The 20,537-nt window shown below is 64.5% G+C and carries 16 protein-coding genes; 9 read left to right on the plus strand and 7 right to left on the minus strand.

The features are described 5' to 3' along the window. The first annotated feature begins 183 nt into the window (after window positions 1-183). Together ABIB90_RS16490 and ABIB90_RS16495 are read left to right on the plus strand one after the other, a co-directional pair. The gene (locus ABIB90_RS16490; RefSeq protein WP_354201164.1) at window positions 184-1,476 is read left to right on the plus strand and encodes an MFS transporter; all 1,293 of its coding nucleotides are present in this window, start codon (window positions 184-186) and stop codon (window positions 1,474-1,476) included. Window positions 1,477-1,618: 142 nt separating this feature from the next. After that, window positions 1,619-4,204, plus strand: a complete 2,586-nt coding sequence (locus ABIB90_RS16495; protein WP_354201150.1) for an EAL domain-containing protein — start codon at window positions 1,619-1,621, stop codon at window positions 4,202-4,204. A 65-nt stretch (window positions 4,205-4,269) separates the two neighbouring features. On the opposite strand, the gene ABIB90_RS16500 is transcribed toward ABIB90_RS16495, so the two are convergent. Then, window positions 4,270-4,554, minus strand: a complete 285-nt coding sequence (locus tag ABIB90_RS16500) for a hypothetical protein (RefSeq protein ID WP_157158654.1) — start codon at window positions 4,552-4,554, stop codon at window positions 4,270-4,272. Between the two features lie 631 nt (window positions 4,555-5,185). Here ABIB90_RS16500 and ABIB90_RS16505 point away from each other — a divergent pair. The 3 genes from ABIB90_RS16505 to ABIB90_RS16515 are packed head-to-tail and all read left to right on the plus strand — an operon-like array spanning window position 5,186 to window position 9,763. Then, complete coding sequence (locus ABIB90_RS16505; protein ID WP_502918240.1) at window positions 5,186-6,151, plus strand: class I mannose-6-phosphate isomerase; 966 nt, start codon at window positions 5,186-5,188, stop codon at window positions 6,149-6,151. After that, complete coding sequence (locus ABIB90_RS16510; RefSeq protein WP_354201165.1) at window positions 6,139-8,415, plus strand: glycosyltransferase family 4 protein; 2,277 nt, start codon at window positions 6,139-6,141, stop codon at window positions 8,413-8,415. The genes ABIB90_RS16505 and ABIB90_RS16510 overlap by 13 nt, the downstream gene beginning before the upstream one ends. 43 nt (window positions 8,416-8,458) lie before the next feature. Beyond that, window positions 8,459-9,763, plus strand: a complete 1,305-nt coding sequence (locus ABIB90_RS16515; RefSeq protein ID WP_354201152.1) for a glycoside hydrolase family 130 protein — start codon at window positions 8,459-8,461, stop codon at window positions 9,761-9,763. A 95-nt stretch (window positions 9,764-9,858) separates the two neighbouring features. Here the strand turns inward: ABIB90_RS16515 and ABIB90_RS16520 are convergent, their stop codons facing one another. Together ABIB90_RS16520 and ABIB90_RS16525 are read right to left on the minus strand one after the other, a co-directional pair. After that, window positions 9,859-10,662 (minus strand): isocitrate lyase/PEP mutase family protein, encoded by an 804-nt coding sequence (locus ABIB90_RS16520; RefSeq protein ID WP_354201153.1) that lies wholly within the window; start codon window positions 10,660-10,662, stop codon window positions 9,859-9,861. 56 nt (window positions 10,663-10,718) lie between these two features. Further along, window positions 10,719-11,768: an alpha/beta fold hydrolase gene (locus ABIB90_RS16525; RefSeq protein ID WP_354201154.1), complete on the minus strand. Its 1,050-nt coding sequence runs from the start codon at window positions 11,766-11,768 to the stop codon at window positions 10,719-10,721. On the opposite strand from ABIB90_RS16525, the gene ABIB90_RS16530 reads away from it, so the two are divergent. Both ABIB90_RS16530 and ABIB90_RS16535 read left to right on the plus strand, forming a co-directional pair. Next, window positions 11,767-12,228 carry a MarR family winged helix-turn-helix transcriptional regulator gene (locus tag ABIB90_RS16530; protein ID WP_354201155.1) on the plus strand — a complete coding sequence of 154 codons (462 nt, stop codon included), beginning with the start codon at window positions 11,767-11,769 and terminating at the stop codon, window positions 12,226-12,228. The genes ABIB90_RS16525 and ABIB90_RS16530 overlap by 2 nt on opposite strands. Before the next feature lie 135 nt (window positions 12,229-12,363). Further along, the gene (locus ABIB90_RS16535) at window positions 12,364-12,819 is read left to right on the plus strand and encodes a hypothetical protein (protein ID WP_007600940.1); all 456 of its coding nucleotides are present in this window, start codon (window positions 12,364-12,366) and stop codon (window positions 12,817-12,819) included. 91 nt (window positions 12,820-12,910) lie between these two features. Here ABIB90_RS16535 and ABIB90_RS16540 read toward each other — a convergent pair whose 3' ends face one another. From ABIB90_RS16540 to ABIB90_RS16555, 4 genes are all read right to left on the minus strand, one after another. Next, window positions 12,911-13,333, minus strand: a complete 423-nt coding sequence (locus ABIB90_RS16540) for a hypothetical protein (protein WP_354171242.1) — start codon at window positions 13,331-13,333, stop codon at window positions 12,911-12,913. Between the two features lie 22 nt (window positions 13,334-13,355). Beyond that, complete coding sequence (locus tag ABIB90_RS16545) at window positions 13,356-13,709, minus strand: hypothetical protein (protein ID WP_219683460.1); 354 nt, start codon at window positions 13,707-13,709, stop codon at window positions 13,356-13,358. Window positions 13,710-13,769: 60 nt separating this feature from the next. Next, window positions 13,770-14,306, minus strand: a complete 537-nt coding sequence (locus tag ABIB90_RS16550; protein ID WP_354201157.1) for a hypothetical protein — start codon at window positions 14,304-14,306, stop codon at window positions 13,770-13,772. 182 nt (window positions 14,307-14,488) lie between these two features. After that, a complete protein-coding gene (locus tag ABIB90_RS16555) occupies window positions 14,489-15,100 on the minus strand; it encodes a TetR/AcrR family transcriptional regulator (RefSeq protein WP_007600944.1) in 612 nt (203 codons plus the stop codon). Between the two features lie 129 nt (window positions 15,101-15,229). Here ABIB90_RS16555 and ABIB90_RS16560 point away from each other — a divergent pair, with 129 nt between their 5' ends. Both ABIB90_RS16560 and ABIB90_RS16565 read left to right on the plus strand, forming a co-directional pair. After that, window positions 15,230-16,459, plus strand: a complete 1,230-nt coding sequence (locus ABIB90_RS16560; protein WP_354171234.1) for a cytochrome P450 — start codon at window positions 15,230-15,232, stop codon at window positions 16,457-16,459. Window positions 16,460-16,737: 278 nt separating this feature from the next. Next, window positions 16,738-20,397 (plus strand): AsmA family protein, encoded by a 3,660-nt coding sequence (locus ABIB90_RS16565; protein WP_354201158.1) that lies wholly within the window; start codon window positions 16,738-16,740, stop codon window positions 20,395-20,397. Window positions 20,398-20,537: the final 140 nt, after the last annotated feature.

The following is a 20,537-nucleotide window of genomic DNA, read 5'->3' on the forward strand; positions in this document are numbered from 1 at the left end:
GCCAAACACTCTGTCCTCATCCTGAGGAGACCGCGAAGCGGGCGTCTCGAAGGATGGCCGCAGGCGAGGTGCTTGCCAGTACTTCTTCCAGCGCGATCACCTTACTCAACGGGCATGCGCGAAAAGCGCTTGACCCGGGCAGTCCCGGATGGTCGGAAGGACCGTCCAGGGATGAAACACACAATGCGGCTTCCGTTCTTCTACGGCTGGGTCGTGGTCGCGGTGACTTTCGTCACCATGGCCATCGGCGTCAACGCGCGCACCGCCTTCTCGCTGTTCTTTCCTCCCATCATCTCCGAGTTCGGCTGGGAGCGCGGCGTCACCGCGGGCGCCTTTTCCTTCGGCTTCGTGGTGTCGGGCATGGTCAGCCCGCTGATCGGCCGGCTGATGGACCGCGCCGGCCCGCGCGCGGTGATGGAGCTCGGCGTGGTTCTGATGGGTGGCGGGCTGCTGCTCGCGCCGCTCACCAGCCAGCCATGGCATCTCTACGTCACCATCGGCGTCATGGTTGGCGCCGGCTCGGTGTGTCTCGGCTATTCCGGCCAGTCGCTGTTCCTGCCGAACTGGTTCATCCGCACACGCGGCCTCGCCATCGGCATTGCCTTCGCCGGGGTCGGCATCGGCTCGGTGACGCTGCTGCCCTGGGTGCAGCACTTGATCGAACAGACCGGCTGGCGCGCGGCCTGCACGGCGATGGGCCTGATGATTCTGATCGTGCTGGCGCCGATCAATCTGTTCCTGCACAGGCGCCCCGAGGATATCGGCCTGCGGCCTGACGGCGATGCCGCGCCGGCCGCAGGCGCCGCAAAACCCGTCTCCAACATCGTCGATCCCGTCTGGGCCCGGACCGAATGGACACTCCGGAAAGCGGTCACCACGGCGCGGTTCTGGTGGATCGCGCTCGGCTATTTCTGCGGCCTGTACATCTGGTACGCGGTGCAGGTGCACCAGACCAAATTCCTGCTCGACATCGGCTTCAGCCCGGGTGTCGCGGTGTGGGCGCTCGGCATCGTCAGCCTGCTCGGCATTCCCGGCCAGATCCTGCTCGGCCATGTCTCCGACCGGATCGGGCGGGAATGGGTATGGGCAATCAGCTGCGCGGGTTTTGCGATCTCTTTCGCGGCGCTGATGGCTCTGAAATTCCAGCCGTCATTGTGGCTGGTCTATCTCATGGTGTTCACCCAAGGCGCGCTCGGCTACGGCCTGACCTCGATCATGGGCGCAGTGGTGTTCGAGATTTTTCAGGGCAAGCACCAGGGCAGCATTTTCGGCACGATCATGCTGGCGGCATTGGCGGGCGGCGCCGCCGGTCCCTGGGTCACAGGCTTGCTTTACGATCGACTCGGCGACTACACGCTCGCCTTTGGCGTTGCCATCATCGTGAGCGGATTGTCGGCGCTCTCGATCTGGCAAGCCGCGCCGCGCAAGGTGCGCGCCGTCGCCGGCAAGCTTCAGGCGGGAACCGCCCCCGAATAGGTTCCGTACGCACCGAATTACCTTCGCGTCTTTTGCGGAATGTTAAGCATGTCGCGGTGCGAGCGGACTGCAAAAACGTCTTGGACACCATCGCGGCGCTAGCCTCGGTTGCCATATCTTCCCGATGCCTCCGGGTCCAACGATGTCTGCCTCCGATTGTCCCATGACAGAAACTCCGGAAGTGCTGTTGGCCGCGCTCGAACGCGCCGACGAGGGCATCGTCATCGTCGACAGCGCGCATCGCATCACGCATTTCAATGCCGGTGCAGAGCGGATCTGGAAACTCGCACGGGCTGAGGTGCTCGGCCGCGACGCCGGACTTCTCAGCCTCAAATGCCTCCAGGCCGAACCGTGTGCGGAATTCCGTGACGAGATCAGCCTGGTGCGACACGACGGCAGCCGCATCCGGGCGGCCATCTCGCTTTCATCCATTGCAAGTGGCGGCGTGACCCATCGCATCGTGTTCGCGCGTGACGTTACCGCGGATGCCGAGCGCCGCGTCAGGATCGGGCTTCTCCACGCCGTCTCCGACCAGACCAACCGCGCGGTGCTCATCACCGACACCGACCAGAACATCGTCTACGTCAATTCCGCCTTCACGACGCTGTTCGGCTACACCAGCGAGGAAGCCGAAGGCCGCCGTGCCCGGGGCCTGATCGCCGGCCGCCACACCGATCGCAAGGCCGTTGCGAAGCTCGTCAAGCGCCTGATGGATGGCGGCCACCGCGGCGAGGTCGAGATGCTCGCCTATGACAAGGATGGCGAGGAGATCTGGGTCTGTGCCCGCATCGATGCCTTCCGCGACAGGAAGGGCCAGGTCAAGCACATCTTCGCGCTGCTCGAGGACATCACGGAGACCAAGCAGCTGCACTCGCTCCAGCAGCTCATCATGGGCGCGCTCGCTGATGAGGTTCCGATCGGCGAGATTGCAGACCGGCTGTGCCGCCGTGTCGAGCAGATCGCGCCCGACGTCGTCTGTTCGCTGCTTCACGTCGATGCCGCGGGCCTGATCCATCCGCTCGGCGGCCCAAGCCTGCCCGAGGACTATTCCCGCGCACTGGAGGGCATTGCCATTGGCCCCAATGTCGGCTCGTGCGGAACCGCGGCCTTCTACGGCGAGCCGGTGCTGGCGACCGATCTGGAGACCGACCCGCGCTGGCAGCCCTACAAGGCGATGCCGCTCGCGATTGGCCTGCGCGCATGCTGGTCGACGCCGGTCAAGGCCAAGGACGGACGGGTCATCGCCACCTTCGCTTTCTACTACCGGGAGCCGCGCGCGCCGAGCAATTGGCACCGCCGCATCGTCGATGCCTGCGTCAATCTCGGCGCCTTCGCGATCGAGCGCAAGGAAGCGCGCGCCGAGATCGCGCGGCTCGCCTATCACGACATCCTCACTGGTCTGCCAAACCGCGCACAATTGCGACGCCTGATCACCACCGCCATCGATGCCTGCCCGACCGGCAGCCACGTCGCGCTGGCCTTCCTCGACGTCGATCATTTCAAGGACGTCAACGACACGCTCGGTCATGCCGCCGGCGACGAGCTCCTGATCCAGCTGGCGCAGCGCCTGCGCGAGCAGATCGGACCCGAGGACATGCTGGGGCGGCTCGGCGGCGACGAGTTCGTCATCCTGCTGCCACGACGCAACGCCGAGGGTGCCGCGCGCGTGGCGGCCGGAATCACCGAAGCGCTGGCCGCGCCGCTGCGGCTCGGCTCCAGGCAGCTGCAGATGTCGGCGAGCATCGGCGTCAGCCTCTATCCCGATCACGCGACCGACATCGACACCCTGATGCAACAGGCGGACGCGGCAATGTACATGGCCAAGCAGGCGGGACGTTCGACCCATCGCCTGTTCAGCGCCGAGATGAACGGGCTCACCGAGCAGCGGCTAGCCTTGATTGCGGCGCTGCGCCGCGCCATCGCCGAGGGCGCGCTGACCCTCAGGTATCAGCCGCAGATTCGCAGCTGCGACGGCGCGATCCATGGCGTCGAGGCGCTGGCGCGTTGGCACGATGCCGAACTCGGCGACGTCTCGCCGGCAAAATTCATCCCGCTTGCCGAAGAGTGCGGCCTGATCGAGCAGATCGGCCTGTGGTCGGTGCGCGAGGCCTGCCGGCAGATGGCGAGCTGGCGCCGCGCCGGGCTCGACATTCCATCTGTGTCGGTGAACCTGTCGCCGATCAACTTCCGCAACGTCACGCTGGCCGCGCGGCTCAAGGACATCCTCGCCGAATACGATCTGCCGGCGGATGCGCTCATGCTCGAGATCACCGAGGGCGCATTCATGCAGGACAGCGTCGCCGCGCTCGAGACGATGAACGCGATCCGGGAGCTCGGCGTCGGGCTTTCCGTGGACGATTTCGGCACCGGCTATTCCAGCCTCAGCCGGCTCGCCCATCTGCCGATCCGCGAGCTCAAGATCGACCGCAGCTTCATGCGCGACATCGAGCGTGACGCTGGCGCGCTCGCGATCGCCACCGCCGTGGTGCGCGTCGGGCAGGGCCTCGGCATGACCGTCGTCGGCGAAGGGGTCGAGACCGAGGCGCAACGCAAGGTGCTGGCCGAACTCGGCTGTGACGTCGTGCAAGGCTTTCTTTACGCGCCCGCGCTCGCGCCTGTCGCCTTCGAGCGCTGGCTGATCGAGCACTGCGCCGAGCAGGCGCGGGCGATGTTGGCTCGTCTCGACATTGCACCGGCCGGCGTGACCGCGGTGAAGCGGTCGGCGTAGGGCGTCTACTCTCGGAGCCGCCACGGCAGCAACGACCGGCTAGCCATCGAAATCAACGAAACGCGTTACTTCGATCGTGCCTGGTTTGGCTTTGGTCGGCATTGACGCGGCAATGCATAGTGAACGGTCAGCAAGCTTTCGTTCCTGTCGTCGAAAATCAAATGATCGGTCAAGGCCATTTCCGCGCGCATAGCATTGCAGCAGAAGATCATCCATCGATTGAACGTGGGCAGCGGGCTCATGGACCGGTAAAGCTCGCCACACTCGATGGTCACGTTCTTAAGGCCTTGCGCATTCGCCAATTCGAGCCGGGATCGAATCTCTTGCCGGAAACGGTCCGTTGAAACCATGCGACATCCGATTGCCGAAAACCCTTCTGAGAGGGGGATCAGCCGGCCAGTATTGAAATCGAGCGATGAGCCCTGTCAACTCAGACGTCAGGCCGTGTGACCATAGAGCAATGCCAACACAAAGATACAGCTAATAAAGCCGATCTGATTGATGCTCTCGTCTCGCTATTGGGCGACAGCGTTCCTATATGCTCGATATCGCCGCCCGCCCTTGGCAGTTATCGGTGACTGAGAGCATTGCGCTCCCGCCTCAACCACGAAGGCGGTCGGATGTCCGATATCCCAAAATACAAATCTCCTGGACTGATTGGTATCTCCGGTGCCGCTGCGGGTCGCTGCGTCGGCCTTCATGCAGCGGAATCCATTTTCAATTGATCTGCAGCAGCGATCTCGCACGCAGGTCGTCAGGAGGCTACGTGGCAAACACAGCAACGATCCGAAATTCGAACGGGCTTCCGGCCACATTCACGGGATCGAAGACCGGGCAGGACGACGCTCCGTTTGTCTTCGTGAAGGTCGGCGATGAAGAGCGCCGCATGCGAAGGGCCGAATGGGATGCGCTTCCGCCCTGGACCGGCCCGCGCCCGGCACGAACAGTCAACGATTGATCGCACAGCCTTTGGGGGCCCGCTTGACGATCGAACATGCTATCGTGCGAACCAAGCCGAAGCCCTGGGGCAGTCTCGATCTGCGGCCCTGGAGCCTGGCGTCGACGAGCGACGGCCCGATCGGGGAATTGTGGTTCGAGCGTCCGGGCCTTGCTGGGCCGGAGACGGCGTTGCTGCTAAAAATGCTCTTCACCTCCGAGCCGCTATCGATTCAAGTTCACCCGGATGATGCGTTCGCGCGCTCGATCGGGCTTGCCAACGGCAAGACCGAAGCCTGGTACATCGTCTCCGCGATCCCCGGTGCTAGGGTCGCGGTGGGACTGAACCATCCGCGCTCCGCCGCAGAGTTGCGAGCGGCAATCACTGACGGCTCGATCGCCGATATCGTGGATTGGCAGCCGGTTCATCCAGGCGACGCCATTTTCATTCCTGCCGGAACCGTACATGCGATCGGCGCCGGCATCGTGCTCGTCGAAATCCAGCAGCACAGCGACGCCACGTTCCGGCTGTTCGACTATGGACGACAGCGCCAACTGCACATCGACAATGCCGTCGCGGTGGCGACAGCAGGCCCGCGCCAGATCCAATTGCCGTCCGAACGTCTGAGCGGCGCGCGAACGGTCCTCACGGTCAATTCATATTTTGCGCTGGAGCAAATTGACCTTGCTCCGGGCTCCGTTTGGATGCTCGACGCACCGAAAGAGACCTGGCTGCTGGCGATAGAAGGCCAGGCCCAACTCGGCTCGACGAGGCTGGCGCCGGGGGAGGCGATCTTCCTGGAAGCCGACCATGCGGAAATCGAGGTCGGTGCGAACGGGTTGAAAGCGCTACTGGCCTATCCCGGCCCGAAGATAAACCTCGCTGCGTTGATAGAGCGCAGCGCCGCGAGCGCCAGTCGCGGACCGCACGCCTTTCCCAGCACCCTGGTCGCGTCTCCCTTCGAGACCGCCGCGCTCAAACAATCGGAGACGCCAAATTGGCTGCCGTAAATCGTATCGCATTCATCGGCAATTCGCTTCCCCGCCGCTGCGGCATTGCGACCTTCACCACCGACTTGCAGAGCGCCATTGCGGCGTCCCGGAGTGATCTGGAGACCGTCATCGTCGCGATGACCGATCACGGCCAGGTCTACGATTATCCTGCCACCGTGGGCCTGGAGATCAACGACGACAGGCAAGATGATTATGTCCGTGCGGCCGCTTATCTGAACAGCGGCGGCTTCGAGGCCGTTTCGCTGCAACACGAGTTCGGCATTTTCGGCGGCGAGGCCGGAGGCCAGATCATGGCGCTCCTGTCGCGCCTGACCATACCGATCGTGACAACCCTGCATACGATCTTGTCCGAGCCGACGGAGGCTCAGCGTGACGTCATCGCGCGCATCGTCGAATGCTCGTCCAAGGTCGTCGTGATGGCGGAGAAGGGTCGGGAGTTGTTGCGTTCCGTCTACCACGTGGCTGACGAGAAGATCGAAATCATCCCGCACGGTATCCCGGAATTTGCGTTCGTCGAACCCGACGCGGCCAAGGCTGCGCTCGGATTCAGCAACAAGTCGGTCATCCTGACCTTCGGATTGCTGTCGCCGAACAAGGGTATCGAAGTCATGATCGATGCGATGCCTTCGATTCTGAAGACCCGACCCGACGCCGTTTACGTCGTCCTCGGTGCGACGCATCCCAACCTCGTGCGCGATCGTGGCGAAGCCTATCGTGAGTCCCTGATGGCGCACGCGCGCCAGGCTGGCGTCGAGGATCACGTCGTGTTCCTCGATCAGTTCGTCGACAAGAAAACGCTGCTCGATTTCATCTCGATGTCCGACGTCTACGTGACGCCGTACCTCAGTGAGGCCCAGATGACCTCGGGCACGCTGGCCTATAGTTTCGGCCTCGGTAAAGCCGTGGTGTCCACCCCGTATTGGCATGCCCGTGAACTATTGGCCGATGGCCGCGGCATTCTGGTTCCGTTCGGCGATGCGGCAGCGCTCGGCATCGAAATCGCCAAGCTGCTCACCAACGACGTGCTTCGGCAGGCGATGCGCAAGCGCGCCTATTCGAGCAGCCGCGCGATGACGTGGGAAAGAACCGCCGAACGCTATATGTCGGTCTTCGAGAACGCCGGCCGACGGCATCGGCTCAAGACCATTGCGCGCACGGATACTGGTACGCTGCTGCGCGACAGCCGCGCCCCGCCGGAAATGCAGCTTGGTCATTTCCTGTCGATGTGTGACGACACGGGACTGTTTCAGCATGCCGTTCATAGCGTGCCGGATCGTGCCCACGGCTATTGCGTCGACGACAACGCCCGGGCGCTGCTCGTGGCCTGTGCACTCAACAATCCGGGCGAAGAGCGGCTGCCGGAAGCCCTGACGGCGCGATTTGCCGCCTTCGTCCAGCACGCCTGGAATCCGGATACACGACGATTTCGCAATTTCATGGGCTTCAACCGCTGCTGGTTGGAGGACCAGGGGTCGGAGGATAGTCACGGACGCACGCTCTGGGCCTTAGGCGTGTGCGCGTTGACCGATGCCAGCACGTCGCGGCGCTCATGGGCCGCGGCGCTGTTTTCCGAAGCGATGGCAACAGCGGAAGAGTTTCGTTCGCCCCGTGCGTGGGCGTTCGTATTGCTGGGCCTTGATGCATACTGCTCGGCTGTCCCGAACGATGTCCAGGCGACCCGTTTGCGTGCCGTGCTTGCCGATCGGTTGATCTTGATCTTCGACACTGTGGCAACAGGCGATTGGGTCTGGTTCGAGGATGGGTTGGCCTACGATAACGCGCGCTTGCCCCAGGCGCTGATCATGACGGGCCTGGCGAGTAAGACATCGCGCTATGTCAATATCGGGCTGGAGTCGCTGCGCTGGCTTGTGAAGAGGCAAACTTCGGCGAAGGGCCAATTCCGCCCGATCGGCACGGCGGGATTTGGTGAGCGACGCCAACCCTCGCAAGCCTTCGACCAGCAGCCGCTGGAGGCCGCGGCGACCATCGCGGCATGCCTTGCCGCATGGCGGGCCGATCACGATGTCGAGTGGAAAGCCGAAGCCGCGCGGGTCTTTGCGTGGTTTCTGGGCAGCAACGATCTATCGGCCTCGCTGGTCGATTTGGAAACCGGAAGCTGCCGGGATGGCCTGCACCCCGATCGTCCCAATGAGAATCGCGGAGGGGAATCCGTGGTGTCGTATTTGCTTGGGCTTTCCGAGATTCGGCAAATTGCCCGCCTGAGCGAAAGCCGGGCCAAGCCTGCTCCTCTCGTCGCCTGACGGAGCCGGTTACAATTTCCTCCTTCAACCCATCGAGGCCGTTTTGTCGCAATCTCCCTTCCTCAAACGCCAAGCCCTTCAGCTGCGGCCTGATCCGACCCGTGTCATCGTTCGGCCTTTCAAGCCGGCAACCGAGCCGCGCGACCTCAATCCGACAGACAAGACCCGCGCCAATCATATCGTCGAACGGGTCCTCGCGCTCGATCCCGAGACGGCTGACCGGCAATTGGCCGACGTTCTGGAGAATTTCCTCGGCCGTCACCGCAACCTGTTGCAGATTTTCGAGGCACGCGCCGCGGAAATGGAAGAGGCGCTGGCCGACCATGCTGTATTCACGCAGGTGCAGCGCCAACTCGCGGGCGCCTATTTTCTTAACGAATATTCGTTCGAGGCCTCGGCATTGTTCAATCCGAGTATCGTGCCACATCCCGATCAATCCGGAACGCCGGAAGGCAGCCTCCGCTTCATCCTGAGTCTGCGTGCCGTCGGCGAAGGTCATGTGTCGTCCCTGACATTTCGGTCGGGGCTTATTGCGGCAGACGGGACCGTGACGATCGACCCGACGGCGCGTCTTGCATCCAGCCCCGATCTCGTCAGGCTGACATCGAGCGCCGGCGGCGACGGGATTGATGTTACATTCGCGGCTGGCCAAGATCTGAGCGAGCGGGTGATTTTTCCGGTCACCGAAGCGCAGTCGAACGGGATCGAGGATGCCCGTTTTGTGCATTTCAGCAACGCCGGCGAGACGATCTACTACGCGACCTACACCGCCTATAGCGGACGCGCGATCCGGTCGGAGCTGATCGAGACGTCCGACTTTGTATCGTTCCGGCTATCGACCCTGAAGGGCAATGCCGCGCGCAACAAGGGCATGGCGTTATTCCCGCGCAAGATCGGGGGCAGATATGCGATGATCGCGCGCCAGGACAACGAGAACCTCTATCTGATTTTTTCCGACGATCTCCATACGTGGGATGGCGGCCAGCCGATTCTGAAGCCGCGATACCCCTGGGAGTTCGTACAGATCGGCAATTGCGGATCTCCGATCGAGCTCGATGAGGGATGGCTGCTGCTGACGCACGGTGTCGGCCCTGTGAGGAAATATTCGATCGGGGCCGCGTTGCTGGACAAGAACGACCCTTCGAAGGTGCTCGGCCGCCTGCGCCTGCCGCTATTGCGCCCGGACCCTTCCGAACGCGAAGGATATGTTCCAAACGTCGTCTACACCTGCGGCGCGATGCGCCACCGCGACAAGATCATCTTCCCCTACGCGGTCTCCGACAGCTTCTGCAATTTCGCGACCATCGAGATCGCATCGTTGATCGCGGCCATGGACAGTAACGCATAGGAACTGCGCTGACCGCTCTCGACGTCCATCCGATGGATTCGAAAAGCGTGAAGCGGTCGGCGCAGAACGCTGCTTCGAGCTAGTGATGGCCAGGCTCAGGCGTTCGGTTGCAGGAACGTGCCGTATTGCTTGGTCGCAGCGACCGCAGCCGCGGCCTGTCCGATCATCCGCATCGCTGCCATCATCGGCCAGGGCCCAAGACTCACCCGCCGAACGCCGACGCGAGCCAGATCCCGGATTGCGGGAACGCCTTGTGTCACCATGATGTTGACCGGCAGAGGCGTGAGCTGAACGAACCTTTCAATGAGAGCGAGGTCGGTGAGGCCGGGGACGAAAATTCCGTCGGCGCCGGCCTCGGCATAGACCTTCGCCCGCCGTGCCGCTTCGTTCATGCACTCGTCCGGCGATCCGAATTTCAGAAGGAACGGATCCGTTCTCGCATTGATGAACAGCTGAACTCCCAGATCTTTCGCGGCGTCCCGCACGGCCTTGATCTTGGCGGCATGGCGTTCGGGATTGACCAGCTGCCGCTGTCCCCCCGAGAGCCCGTCCTCGATATTGATGCCGACGGCGCCGGCTTTCAAAATCTCGGTCGCCGATCTTGCGGCGGCCTCCGGGGTGTCGCCATATCCTGCCTCCAGATCGATTGAGACTGGCACCGACACGGCCGCGGTCATTCGCGAGACCAGGCCGGTCAGCATGTCGAGCGGGATATTTTCTCCGTCGGCGTATCCAAGTGCGGAGGCGACCGCTCCGCTGCTGGTTGCGATGGCCGGAGAGGTCTTCGCGATGGCTTTGGCGGTGGCGGCGTCCCAGGCGTTGAACAGGACGAGCGGATCGCCCTTCCTGTGAAGGGCATGAAAGGTCTCGGCGTATTGCTGTTGGGTCTTGGCGTCCATTGCGCGCACTCCGGATTAGAGAACTCAAAGGATGTTGTGGGCCACGCCCTCTGCGTTCAGTGCGTCTTGAACCAGTCCATGATCACGCCGGTGACTTCTTCCTCACGCTCGAGGTGCGGGAAGTGCCCGACATCGGGCAGGACAATCCGCTGGTGCGGCCCCTTGAACAGCGGCTCCTCCTCGACCGAGTACCTCGCTGTCGGATCGTTGCTGCCGTAGATCGTCAGCGTCGGCGTGTGCGTGTCATTGATCGGCAGCCGGCCCGCGAGCGCCGCATCGGTCAGGCCTCCGTAATATTTAAGCGCCGCGGCCATCGTGCCGGGCGAGCTGAGCGTCTCCTTGATCGAGCGGATGTGCTCGGCATTGTTGAACGTCGGTGACCACAGCTTCCAGAGATAGTCGACGAAGGGGAGCCCCGCGGTATTGACCGCCGATTCGGCGCCGGGCAGCTGGAAGAAATAGACATGGAATACCGCTCGAACGAGCTCCGGATCCCTTCTGATGCTCGAAATTGTAATCGGATGTGCGGTGTTCATGACCACGGCGGCCTTGAACACCGATGGTGCCGTGGCCAGCGCCTGAAAGGTCGAGGTGCCGCCCCAATCCATGCCGACGACGCGTGCCTGTCCGTCGTCGCTCAGCGCCGCGATGAGGGCTTCTAGATCCTTGCCCAGTGCGATGGGATCGAAAATGCCGTCCGCCGGAATCTCTGTCGGCGCATAGCCGCGCAGGAACGGCGCGACCGCACGATAGCCTGCATCCGCGAAGACCTGCAGCTGCTTTCGATACGACCAGGCATTGTCGGGAAAGCCGTGCAGGAACATGACCAAGGGGCCGTCGCCCTGTTCGAGATAGGCGAAGCGCACGCCGTTGGCCTGCACGTATTTCAAGGCGGGTTCAATGCCTCTGGTATTCGCTTGGGCATCCGCTTGTCGTGCCGCGCTCCGAGTATTCATCGTCATTCTCCATGTCATCGTGCCCCGCGAGCAAAATATGTGCGGAGCGCACATATTCGTCAAGTTGTTTTTTGTGCGCTCCGCACATATTGTCCGGCTCATGGAAACTGGAATCGCAAATTTGCTGGGGGCGCTTTCGCTCGCCGTCATGGATCGGATCGAGCAGGGCGCGCGCGAGGTCATAGGCCGCGGCGGCGAGACGCCTGCCGCACTGGTCGTCATCGGCTATGGCCAGGGCATGACCAACGACAAGCTGCGGCGGATCCTTGGCCTGTCGCATTCAGGAACGGTCCGGCTGGTGGACCGTCTGGTGTCGGATCGGCTGGTCGAACGTCGGCCCGGACAGGACGGCCGCGAGGTTGCTCTGCACCTGACAGCGAAGGGCGCCTCAACCCGCAACGAGTTGATGACGTCGCGAATTTCGGCCGTCGCGTCGCTTCTGGATGTGCTGTCGCCGGCTGAAACGAAACGACTCGAAACGCTGCTCCACGAGTTGTTGGCTCGGCAGGATACGTCCGAGATGGATCGCTTCACGATCTGTCGCATGTGCGACGACAGCGTTTGTACGAACTGCCCGTTGCCCACGGACAAGGGCAAACGCGCTCGCTAGCGGGTGCACTCGACGCCATCATCCGGCTTGCGGTCTGGTCGAGCGACTCGGGGCGCAACGCGCGTTCACGTCGCGGATAGGAACGTCCGGCGTTTCTCCACGTTGTCGGCCGTCGAGCGCAAACTGGGCCATACGATGAAGAAGATCGCCGCCATCCTTGTGATGCTCTCTGCCTTGCCGGCTGCCGCCGGTGCGGAGAGTTGGAGCGGCTACCGCATTCCCGAGACCGGGACCAGTGTCGACATCCCTTCGTCCATCTTCACCGAGCAAGCCGGTCGGCCCGACGGCTATGGCATGCAGTACCGGACCAGCGACGGCCGGGCGGATTTGACGGTTCAGGCCGTTCCGAACGAAGGCAGTTCACCGGCGGCTTTCCTGGCGCGGAAGAATCCGCCGTCCGGCATCACCTACAAGCGCATCACGCCGCGCTTCTTCGTGGTCTCCAGCACCCGGGGCGGCAAGATCTGGTACGACCGCTGCAATTTTGGCCGCCGCTACGTGCATTGCGTGCTGATCAACTACCCGGCCGCCGAGAAGCGGCAGTGGGATGCAGTCGTGACCCGCGTCAGCCACACGCTGAGCGGCGGTTGATCGTTCACAAAGAAAAACCTGCTTACAAAAAAATCTGCTCACAAAGAAAAAACTGCCCGCAAATCGCGGGCAGCAGTCTCGTGAGGATGGTTCAGCGCAAATTGGTCGATGTCGTCGACATGGTCGGTTTGGAGCCCGGCACGTGCGACATGGTTTTGGTGGTGGACCCGACCTCCTCGCCCGCCTTCACTTTCGTGCGGGTGTGGGAGCGGCTGAACGTGCCACCCTCATGCGCCTGCGCGCGCGCATTGGAATTGAGCACCGGACCGTTGCCCTTGTTCATGCTGGTGCCGGACTGCGCCTTGCCGTTGGCGGAGGCGGCGCTGCCGCCGGCTGCAATGGACGAGCCGGTCTGTCCGGAGCCCGACGTCGACGTGCCGCCGGTGCCGAGCGTGCTGGCCGAGGTGCCGCCGGCGGCAGCCGAGCCGCCGGTGCCGCCGGTCATGCTGGTTTGCGCCGACAACGGCGAGGCGGCGGTGAGCAGGAGTGCGACCGACGAGGTCGCGATCAACATTCTCATCTGTGAAATCCTTTTGCTATGGCGACGATGTCGAGATGGTGCAGCCGTTGACTGTGACGGTGCTCGCACTGGTCGAACCCGGGCCGCCGGCCGTCGAGGACGAACTCGACACGTTGCCGCCACCGGCCTGGACGTGCACCGACGATCCGCCGGCCGAGCTCGAGCTCGACAGCGAGCCGCTCGATGAGCTCGAGCCCGTTGTGCCCGAACCCGATGACCCCAGCGCGGTAATGCTGCCGTCGGGATGTTTTTCCACCGTGACCCGGCAGGTCTCGCCGGATGCGGTCTTGCCGGTTTTCTGCATGGTTTCCCCCACAGCGGCGCTGCTCATCAAAGTCAAAACTGCGATCGCAACGATTGATCTGTTCATGCCAGTCCTCCTCAGGAAGGACGAAGGAGCGGCATTGCTGCCGCTCCGCCGGCCGGGATGTCAGTCCTTGTCCTTCTTCATCTCGTCCTTGTGGTGGCCTTTGCCCTTTTCCATGCCCATGTCGCTGGCACGTCCCGCGGAGGAGCCGGCGGCTCCCACGGTCGAGCCGCTCTTGCCGCCGCCGGCCGACGAGCCGCCGGTGCCGAGCGTCGATGCGGAGTTGGAGCCGGAGCCTGCCGCAGAGCCGCCCGTGCCGACGCTGGACGAACTCTTGCCGCCACCAGCCGACGAACCGCCGGTGCCGAGCGTCGAGGCCGAGCCTGAGCCGCTGCCGGAGCCCGCGGCAGAGCCGCCGGTGCCGATGGACGAGCTGCTGGTGCCGCCGCCGGCCGACGAGCCGCCGGTGCCAAGCGTCGAGGCCGAGCCTGAGCCGCTGCCCGAACCTGCCGATGAACCGCCCGTACCGATCGTCGAGTTGCTGGTGCCGCCGCCGGCTGACGAGCCGCCAGTGCCGACCGTCGAGCTCGACTGCGCCACGGCGAGCGCGGTACCGGCCAGCAGCGCGGCTGCGGCCGCAGACAATTTCAGAATCCTCATCGCTGTCTCCTCCAATGATCAAATTGCCAAAACAGGCCCGGGATAAAGTGGCAAGCTGCAGAAACGTTCCTTGGATCGGTATGACGATGTGGAAAATGCGCGCGAGAATTGCGACGAGGTTCCAGCGGCGCGGCGCGCCGATGTCGAGCGGGAACAGCGCGACGATCTGAAGAAAACAAACGCTACTTCGACGACAATCCCGTCCTGCGCCGCAGATCAGTGATCGCGCGCAGAAAGCTGTCGGCCGGCGTCGTCTCCGGATCGATCAGGCGATGCAGACGAAAGCCGTCTTCCAGCGCCAGCACGACGGAGGCCATCCATGGCGGATTGAGCGTGTCGTCCTTTGCGTTGCTCTTCAGCGTGGCCTCGACGATGTCGGCGACCAGCTTGCGCCGCGCGCGCAGGCGTTTTGCAAGCTCCGGCCGGCGCTTCTCGGCGCGCGCGACGAACAGGATCATCTCCATGTGCAGCAGCGGCGAGCGGCCGAGCGGGTCCTGCCTTGTGCGATCCATCGCCTTCAGCGCTGCGATGAAGTCGTCGAGATTGTCGTGCTGCGCGAGGATGTCCATGTTGCGCCGGATCGACTGCGCGACATGGTCCTCGATCATGGCGATGATCAGCTCGTCCTTGCTCTTGAAGTTGGAATAGAACGCACCGCGGCTGAATCCGGCCGCCGCTGCGATCGCCTCGATGCTGGCGCCGCCGATGCCGTCCTCCTCGAACACGCGCGCGGCCGCCTCGAACAGCCTGTCGCGCGTGTCGTCCCTGGTCGGCCTGGTTCTCACCCTTGACATCGGAGCAGGTTAGGGCAGAATGCAACTCGATACAACAATGTATCGAGTTAACAATTCAGGGATGATTACGCCGCGCAAGAGGGGCTGCCCGGCGTATGCGATTCATGCGGCAACCGATGTGAGGTCACCATGAACGAGCATGTGCAAGGCACCGGCGGTCCGCTGTTTAATCCACTGTCGCCGGACTTCATCCGCGATCCCTATCCGCATTATGAGCGGCTCCGCGCGATCTTTCCGATTCACGTGACGCCGTTCGGCCAGTTCGTCACCAGCCGCCATGCCGATGTCAGCCTCGTGATGCGCGACAAGCGGTTCGGCAAGGATTTCGTCGAGCGTTCCAAGCGCCGCTATAGCGAGAAGATCATGGAGGAGCCGGTCTTCCGCAGCATGAGCCACTGGATGCTGCAGGCCGATCCGCCCGACCACACCCGCCTGCGCGGCCTCGTCGTGAAGGCCTTCACCGCCCGCCGCGTCGAGGACATGCGGCCGCGCATCCAGCAGATCGTCGACCAGACCATCGATGCCGTGATCGAACGCGGCCACATGGACCTGATCGAGGATTTCGCCTTCCGCCTGCCGGTCACCATCATCTGCGACATGCTCGGCATCCCCGAGGACCATCGCGAGACTTTCTATAACAGCTCACGCGACGGCGGACGGCTGCTCGACCCCGTGCCGCTTTCGCCGGAGGAGATTGCCAAGGGCAACGCCGGCAACATGATGGCGCAGATGTATTTCCAGCAGCTGTTCGAGCTGCGTCGCAAAAATCCCGGCGACGATCTCATCACCCAGCTGGTGCAGGCCGAGGAAGACGGCAACAAGCTCACCAACGAGGAACTGACCGCCAACATCATCCTGTTGTTCGGCGCCGGCCACGAGACCACGGTCAATCTGATCGGCAACGGCCTGCTGGCGCTGCATCGCAATCCGGACCAGCTCGCGCTTTTGAAGGCGCGACCTGAGCTGATGGTGGGCGCGATCGAGGAGTTCTTGCGCTACGATTCCTCGGTGCAGATGACCGGGCGGGTCGCGCTGGAGGACATCGACGATGTCGGCGGCGCGAAGATCCCGAAGGGCGAGACCGTGCTCTGCCTGCTTGGCTCGGCCAACCGCGACCCGGCGGTCTATCCTGACCGGCCCGACCGACTCGACGTCACCCGCCAGAACGTGAGGCCGCTGTCGTTCGGCGGTGGCATCCATTTCTGCCTGGGGGCCCAATTGGCCCGTCTCGAGGCCGAGATCGCCATCGCCACGCTGTTGCGGCGGCTGCCGAACCTGCGCATCGACGACCTCGAAAACCCGGAATGGCGGCCGACCTTCGTACTACGCGGCCTGAAGCGGCTGCCGGCGAGCTGGTGATGGCCGCCAGCACTGATTCTGCGAGCATTGGCCCTCATCCTGAGGAGCCCGCAAAGCGGGCGTCTCCAAGGATGGCCGCGGGCGAGAGCGGGGCCTCTATGGTTCGAGACGGCGCTTCGCGCCTCCTCACCATGAGGGTCTCACACCCGCGTTAACCTCCGCGCGCAACAGTCGCTGTGACTTCGCCACACTTCCCCCTATATAAGGGGCTGTTCCGGTACGTCTGAGGCCCTGCGGCTCAGGCAAGGCCCGCATCCGGTTTGGCCGAGGGGAGACCCGTGCAGACGACGCTGCTCGGATTGGCGATTGCCTTTATCTTAGCGCTGCTGGCCGCTCTGATCGGGCCTTACTTCGTCGACTGGAACCAGTTCAGGCCCCAGTTCGAAGCAGAGGCCGGCAGGATCATCGGCGTGCCGGTGCGGGTGGCGGGCGAGCTCGACGCGCGGCTGTTGCCGGCGCCGACGCTGCGGCTGCGCGCGGTCACCTTCGGCGGCAACAACGATCTCGGCCGCCTGCGCGCCGACAAGCTCGACGTCGAGTTCAGCCTGAGCTCGCTGATGCGCGGCGAATGGCGCGCCACCGAGCTTTCGGTCAACGGCATGGCGGTCGATCTCGGCCTCGACGCGCACGGGCGGGTCGATTTGCCGTCCACCGCAAACGGCAGCTTCAATCTGGCTTCGCTGGCGATCGAGCGGCTGAACCTCACCGGCCGCATTGCCCTGCATGATGCCGCCAGCCGTTCGACGCTGGAGCTCAACGACATCGCCTTCTCCGGCGACGTGCGCTCGCTGGCCGGCTCGGTCCGGGGCGACGGCAGTTTCACCGCCGCTGGGGTGCGCTATCCGTTCCGCGTCTCCTCCGGCCCGAGCGCCGACGGCAACGCCACCCGCCTCCACCTCAACGTCGATCCCGGCGAGCGCGCCATCCTGGCCGATCTCGAAGGCGTGCTTGCCTTCGACAATCGCCTGCCGAAATTCGAAGGCGCGCTGACGCTCGCGGTGCCCGCGCCGAAGAAGCCGGGCGATGCGGGGCCGATGCCCTGGAAGCTCACGACGAAACTCAAGGCCGATCCGGCCGGCGCCAAGTTCGAGCAGGTCGACGCCAGCTTCGGGCCCGAAGACTCCGCGCTGAAGCTCGGCGGCGTCGGCGATGTCAGGTTCGGGGCCTCGCCGCTGCTGCGCGCGGTGCTGTCGGCGCGCCAGGTCGATGCCGACAAGCTGACGGCCAAGAACGATGCCGAGCCGCAGCGCATCCTTCCGGCGCTCCGCGCAGGCCTCGCCGCAATCCCGCAGGCGCCGATCCCGGCACAGATCGAGTTCAACTCCGACCAGATCATGCTCGGCGGCCGGCCGCTCCAGAACATCACGGCCGAGCTTGCGACCGACGGACGATCCTGGACCTTCCAGCGGCTCGAGCTGCGCGCCCCGGGCCAGACGCAGCTCTCGCTCAACGGCGCCACGCCCGGCGCCGACAGTTTCAGCGGCCGTCTCAGCGTCGATTCCTCCGATCCCGATACGCTGGTGGCCTGGCTTCAGGGCCGCAGCGAGGTCAACCGCCGCAGCACCCGGCCGCTGCGCCTTGCCGGCGACGTGACCATTGCCGCCAACCATTTCGCCATTGACAGGCTGAAGGCCGAGATCGAGGGCGGCGCGGTCGAAGGCCGCATTGCTTTCGTCCAGACCGGCGCGAGCAAGGGCTCGCGGATCGACGCGGAGCTCAAGGCCGACCGCCTCGACCTCGATGCCGCCGCGAGTTTCGTGCGCGCGCTTTCGGGGCCGCAGGGCGAATGGCCGGAGGAAGCGAAGCTTTCGCTCGATATCGGCCGCGCGATCTCGGCCGGGCAGGAGCTGCGGCCGTTCACCGCGAAACTCGGCTACGGTCCGGCGTCGCTCTCGCTGGAGCAGTTGCGGTTCGGCCAGGCCAGCGGCGTGACCACGGAAGCGAGCGGCAGCTTCGACCGCGCCAAGGCCATTGGCAAGCTCGCGCTGAAATCCTCCGCCAATTCGCTGCGCGATCTCACCGCACTGATCGAGCCGTTTGCGCCGTCGGTGCGCGCGCGCTTCGACGCCATCCCGTCGCTGCCAGGTGCGACCCGCCTCAAGCTCGACCTCAGCCTCGACAAGAACGCCGAGCATGCCGATCGCAACGACGCGCGCGCGGTGATCGAGCTCGACGCGCCGCAACTCAAGGCCACCGCGACGCTGGCCGCGCAGACGCCGGTGGCCGCCCTCAACGGCATCGACATCGACCGTTTGCGCAACAGCGACTTCACGCTGGATTCGAAAGTCTCGACACCACAGGGAAGTGCGCTGCTGGCGTTGCTGGGGCTCGATCGCGTGGTGGCCGCGGGCGAGGGCGCTTCGCAGTTCGAAGGCCACTTGGGCGGCGCGTGGCGCCATCAGCTGCAATTGAATGCAAAGCTTAGCGGCGGCGGGCTGGACGCGGACGCACAAGGCAACGTCGAATTGTCGGAGCCGAAAGGCAGCGTGAATTTGCGCGTGCGCAACGCCAATCTGGCCCCGCTGTTCGGGACCAGCCTGGCCGATAAATCGGTGCAGAGCGTCAATCTGTCCTCGCGCGTCGGCCTCGCCGGCAACCGCCTGACCTTCAACGATCTCGACAGCACACTGGCCGGCTCGCATTTGCGCGGTCATCTGGCGGTGACGCTCGATCAGGAGAAGACCGTCGACGGCGAAGTCGGCCTCGATACGCTCGACCTCGTGCCCGCGCTCGCGATGGCCATCGGCGCGGCCGGACACGATGCGAATGCGCCGTTGAATGCCGGGCTTCTCGGCGGCTGGCGCGGCCGCGTCGCCTTCCAGGCGTTGCACGGCACGTTGCCCGGCGGCATCGAGCTGCGCCCCTTCGGCGGCACGGTCCGGAGCGACGGTCAGTCGCTCGCGCTCGACGCAATGAAGGGCGGCGTCGGCGGCGGCGAGATGTCGGCGAGCCTTGATGCGCGCAATGGCGCCAATGGTCTGACGCTCAACGCGCGCATCGAACTCGGCAATGTCGACGCGGCGGCGCTGCGCTATCGCGACCTTGCGCTGCCGAAGGGACGCGCCTCGGCGCAGATGGCGCTGACCAGCCAGGGCCGCAGCGTTGCGGCGCTCACCGGTGCGCTCGCCGGCAACGGCACGGTGACGCTCGAATCCGCTGAAATCTCCGGCCTCAATCCGCGCGCCTTCGAGATCGCCATCCGCGCCAGCGACGGCGGCCAAATTGCCGACGACAACCGGCTGCGGCAACTGGTCGAGCCCGCGCTGTCGGCGGGTCCGATTGCAGTGGCCTCGGCGCAGATCCCGTTCACGATCCGCGACGGGCGCCTGCGCGTCGGCGCAACGTCGTTGGAGGCGAAGAACGCGCGTGCCATCGTCTCCGGCGGCTACGACATCCCCGCCGACCAGGCCGACATACGCGCCAGCCTGACGCCGATCATGACCGGGCTCTCCGGCGCACCGCCGGAGATCCAGCTGTTCGCGGCCGGTCCCCCCGACAGGCTCAATCGCACCGTCGATGTCGGGCCGCTGTCCTCGTGGCTTGCGGTACGCACGATCGACCGCGAGACGCGCCGGCTGGACGCCATCGAGCGCGGCGAGCCGCCGCCGGCGACCGCCGCGCTGCCGACGCTGGTGTCGCCGGATCCCGTGCCGGAGCCGTCGCTGCAGGATGTGCCGATGCCCGGCCGCGATCCCCGCCGTGCGCCGCCGCCGAAGCCCAAGGCCGACATCAGGGTCGCGCCGACACCGAAGCCGCCGCACGCCGCTCCCGCGGCGCCAAGCCCGCCACTGACAAGCCCTCCACTCACAAGCCAGCCGCTTGCAAGCCAACAGATCGCGCCGTTGCCCCCGCCGATCGACGTGAGGCCGGCCCCGGGGCCGCCCCCCGCAAAGCCCAAGCCAAAGCCGCCGCTGGTGCTGACGCCGTCAAATCCGTGATTGGTTTGGAGGTCGGGCCGCTCGCCTTCTTAACCTCTCCCGCTCGCGAGGGCTTTGCGTAAATCGCGAATCTGCGATTCTCTAAGAGACATCTGAAGAGGATCTGGGGATGGCATATCGGCAGGTGGGGCAACCGAGCT

The sequence above is a fragment of the Bradyrhizobium sp. JR4.1 genome (genome assembly GCF_040548605.1).
Taxonomy (GTDB): domain Bacteria; phylum Pseudomonadota; class Alphaproteobacteria; order Rhizobiales; family Xanthobacteraceae; genus Bradyrhizobium; species Bradyrhizobium canariense.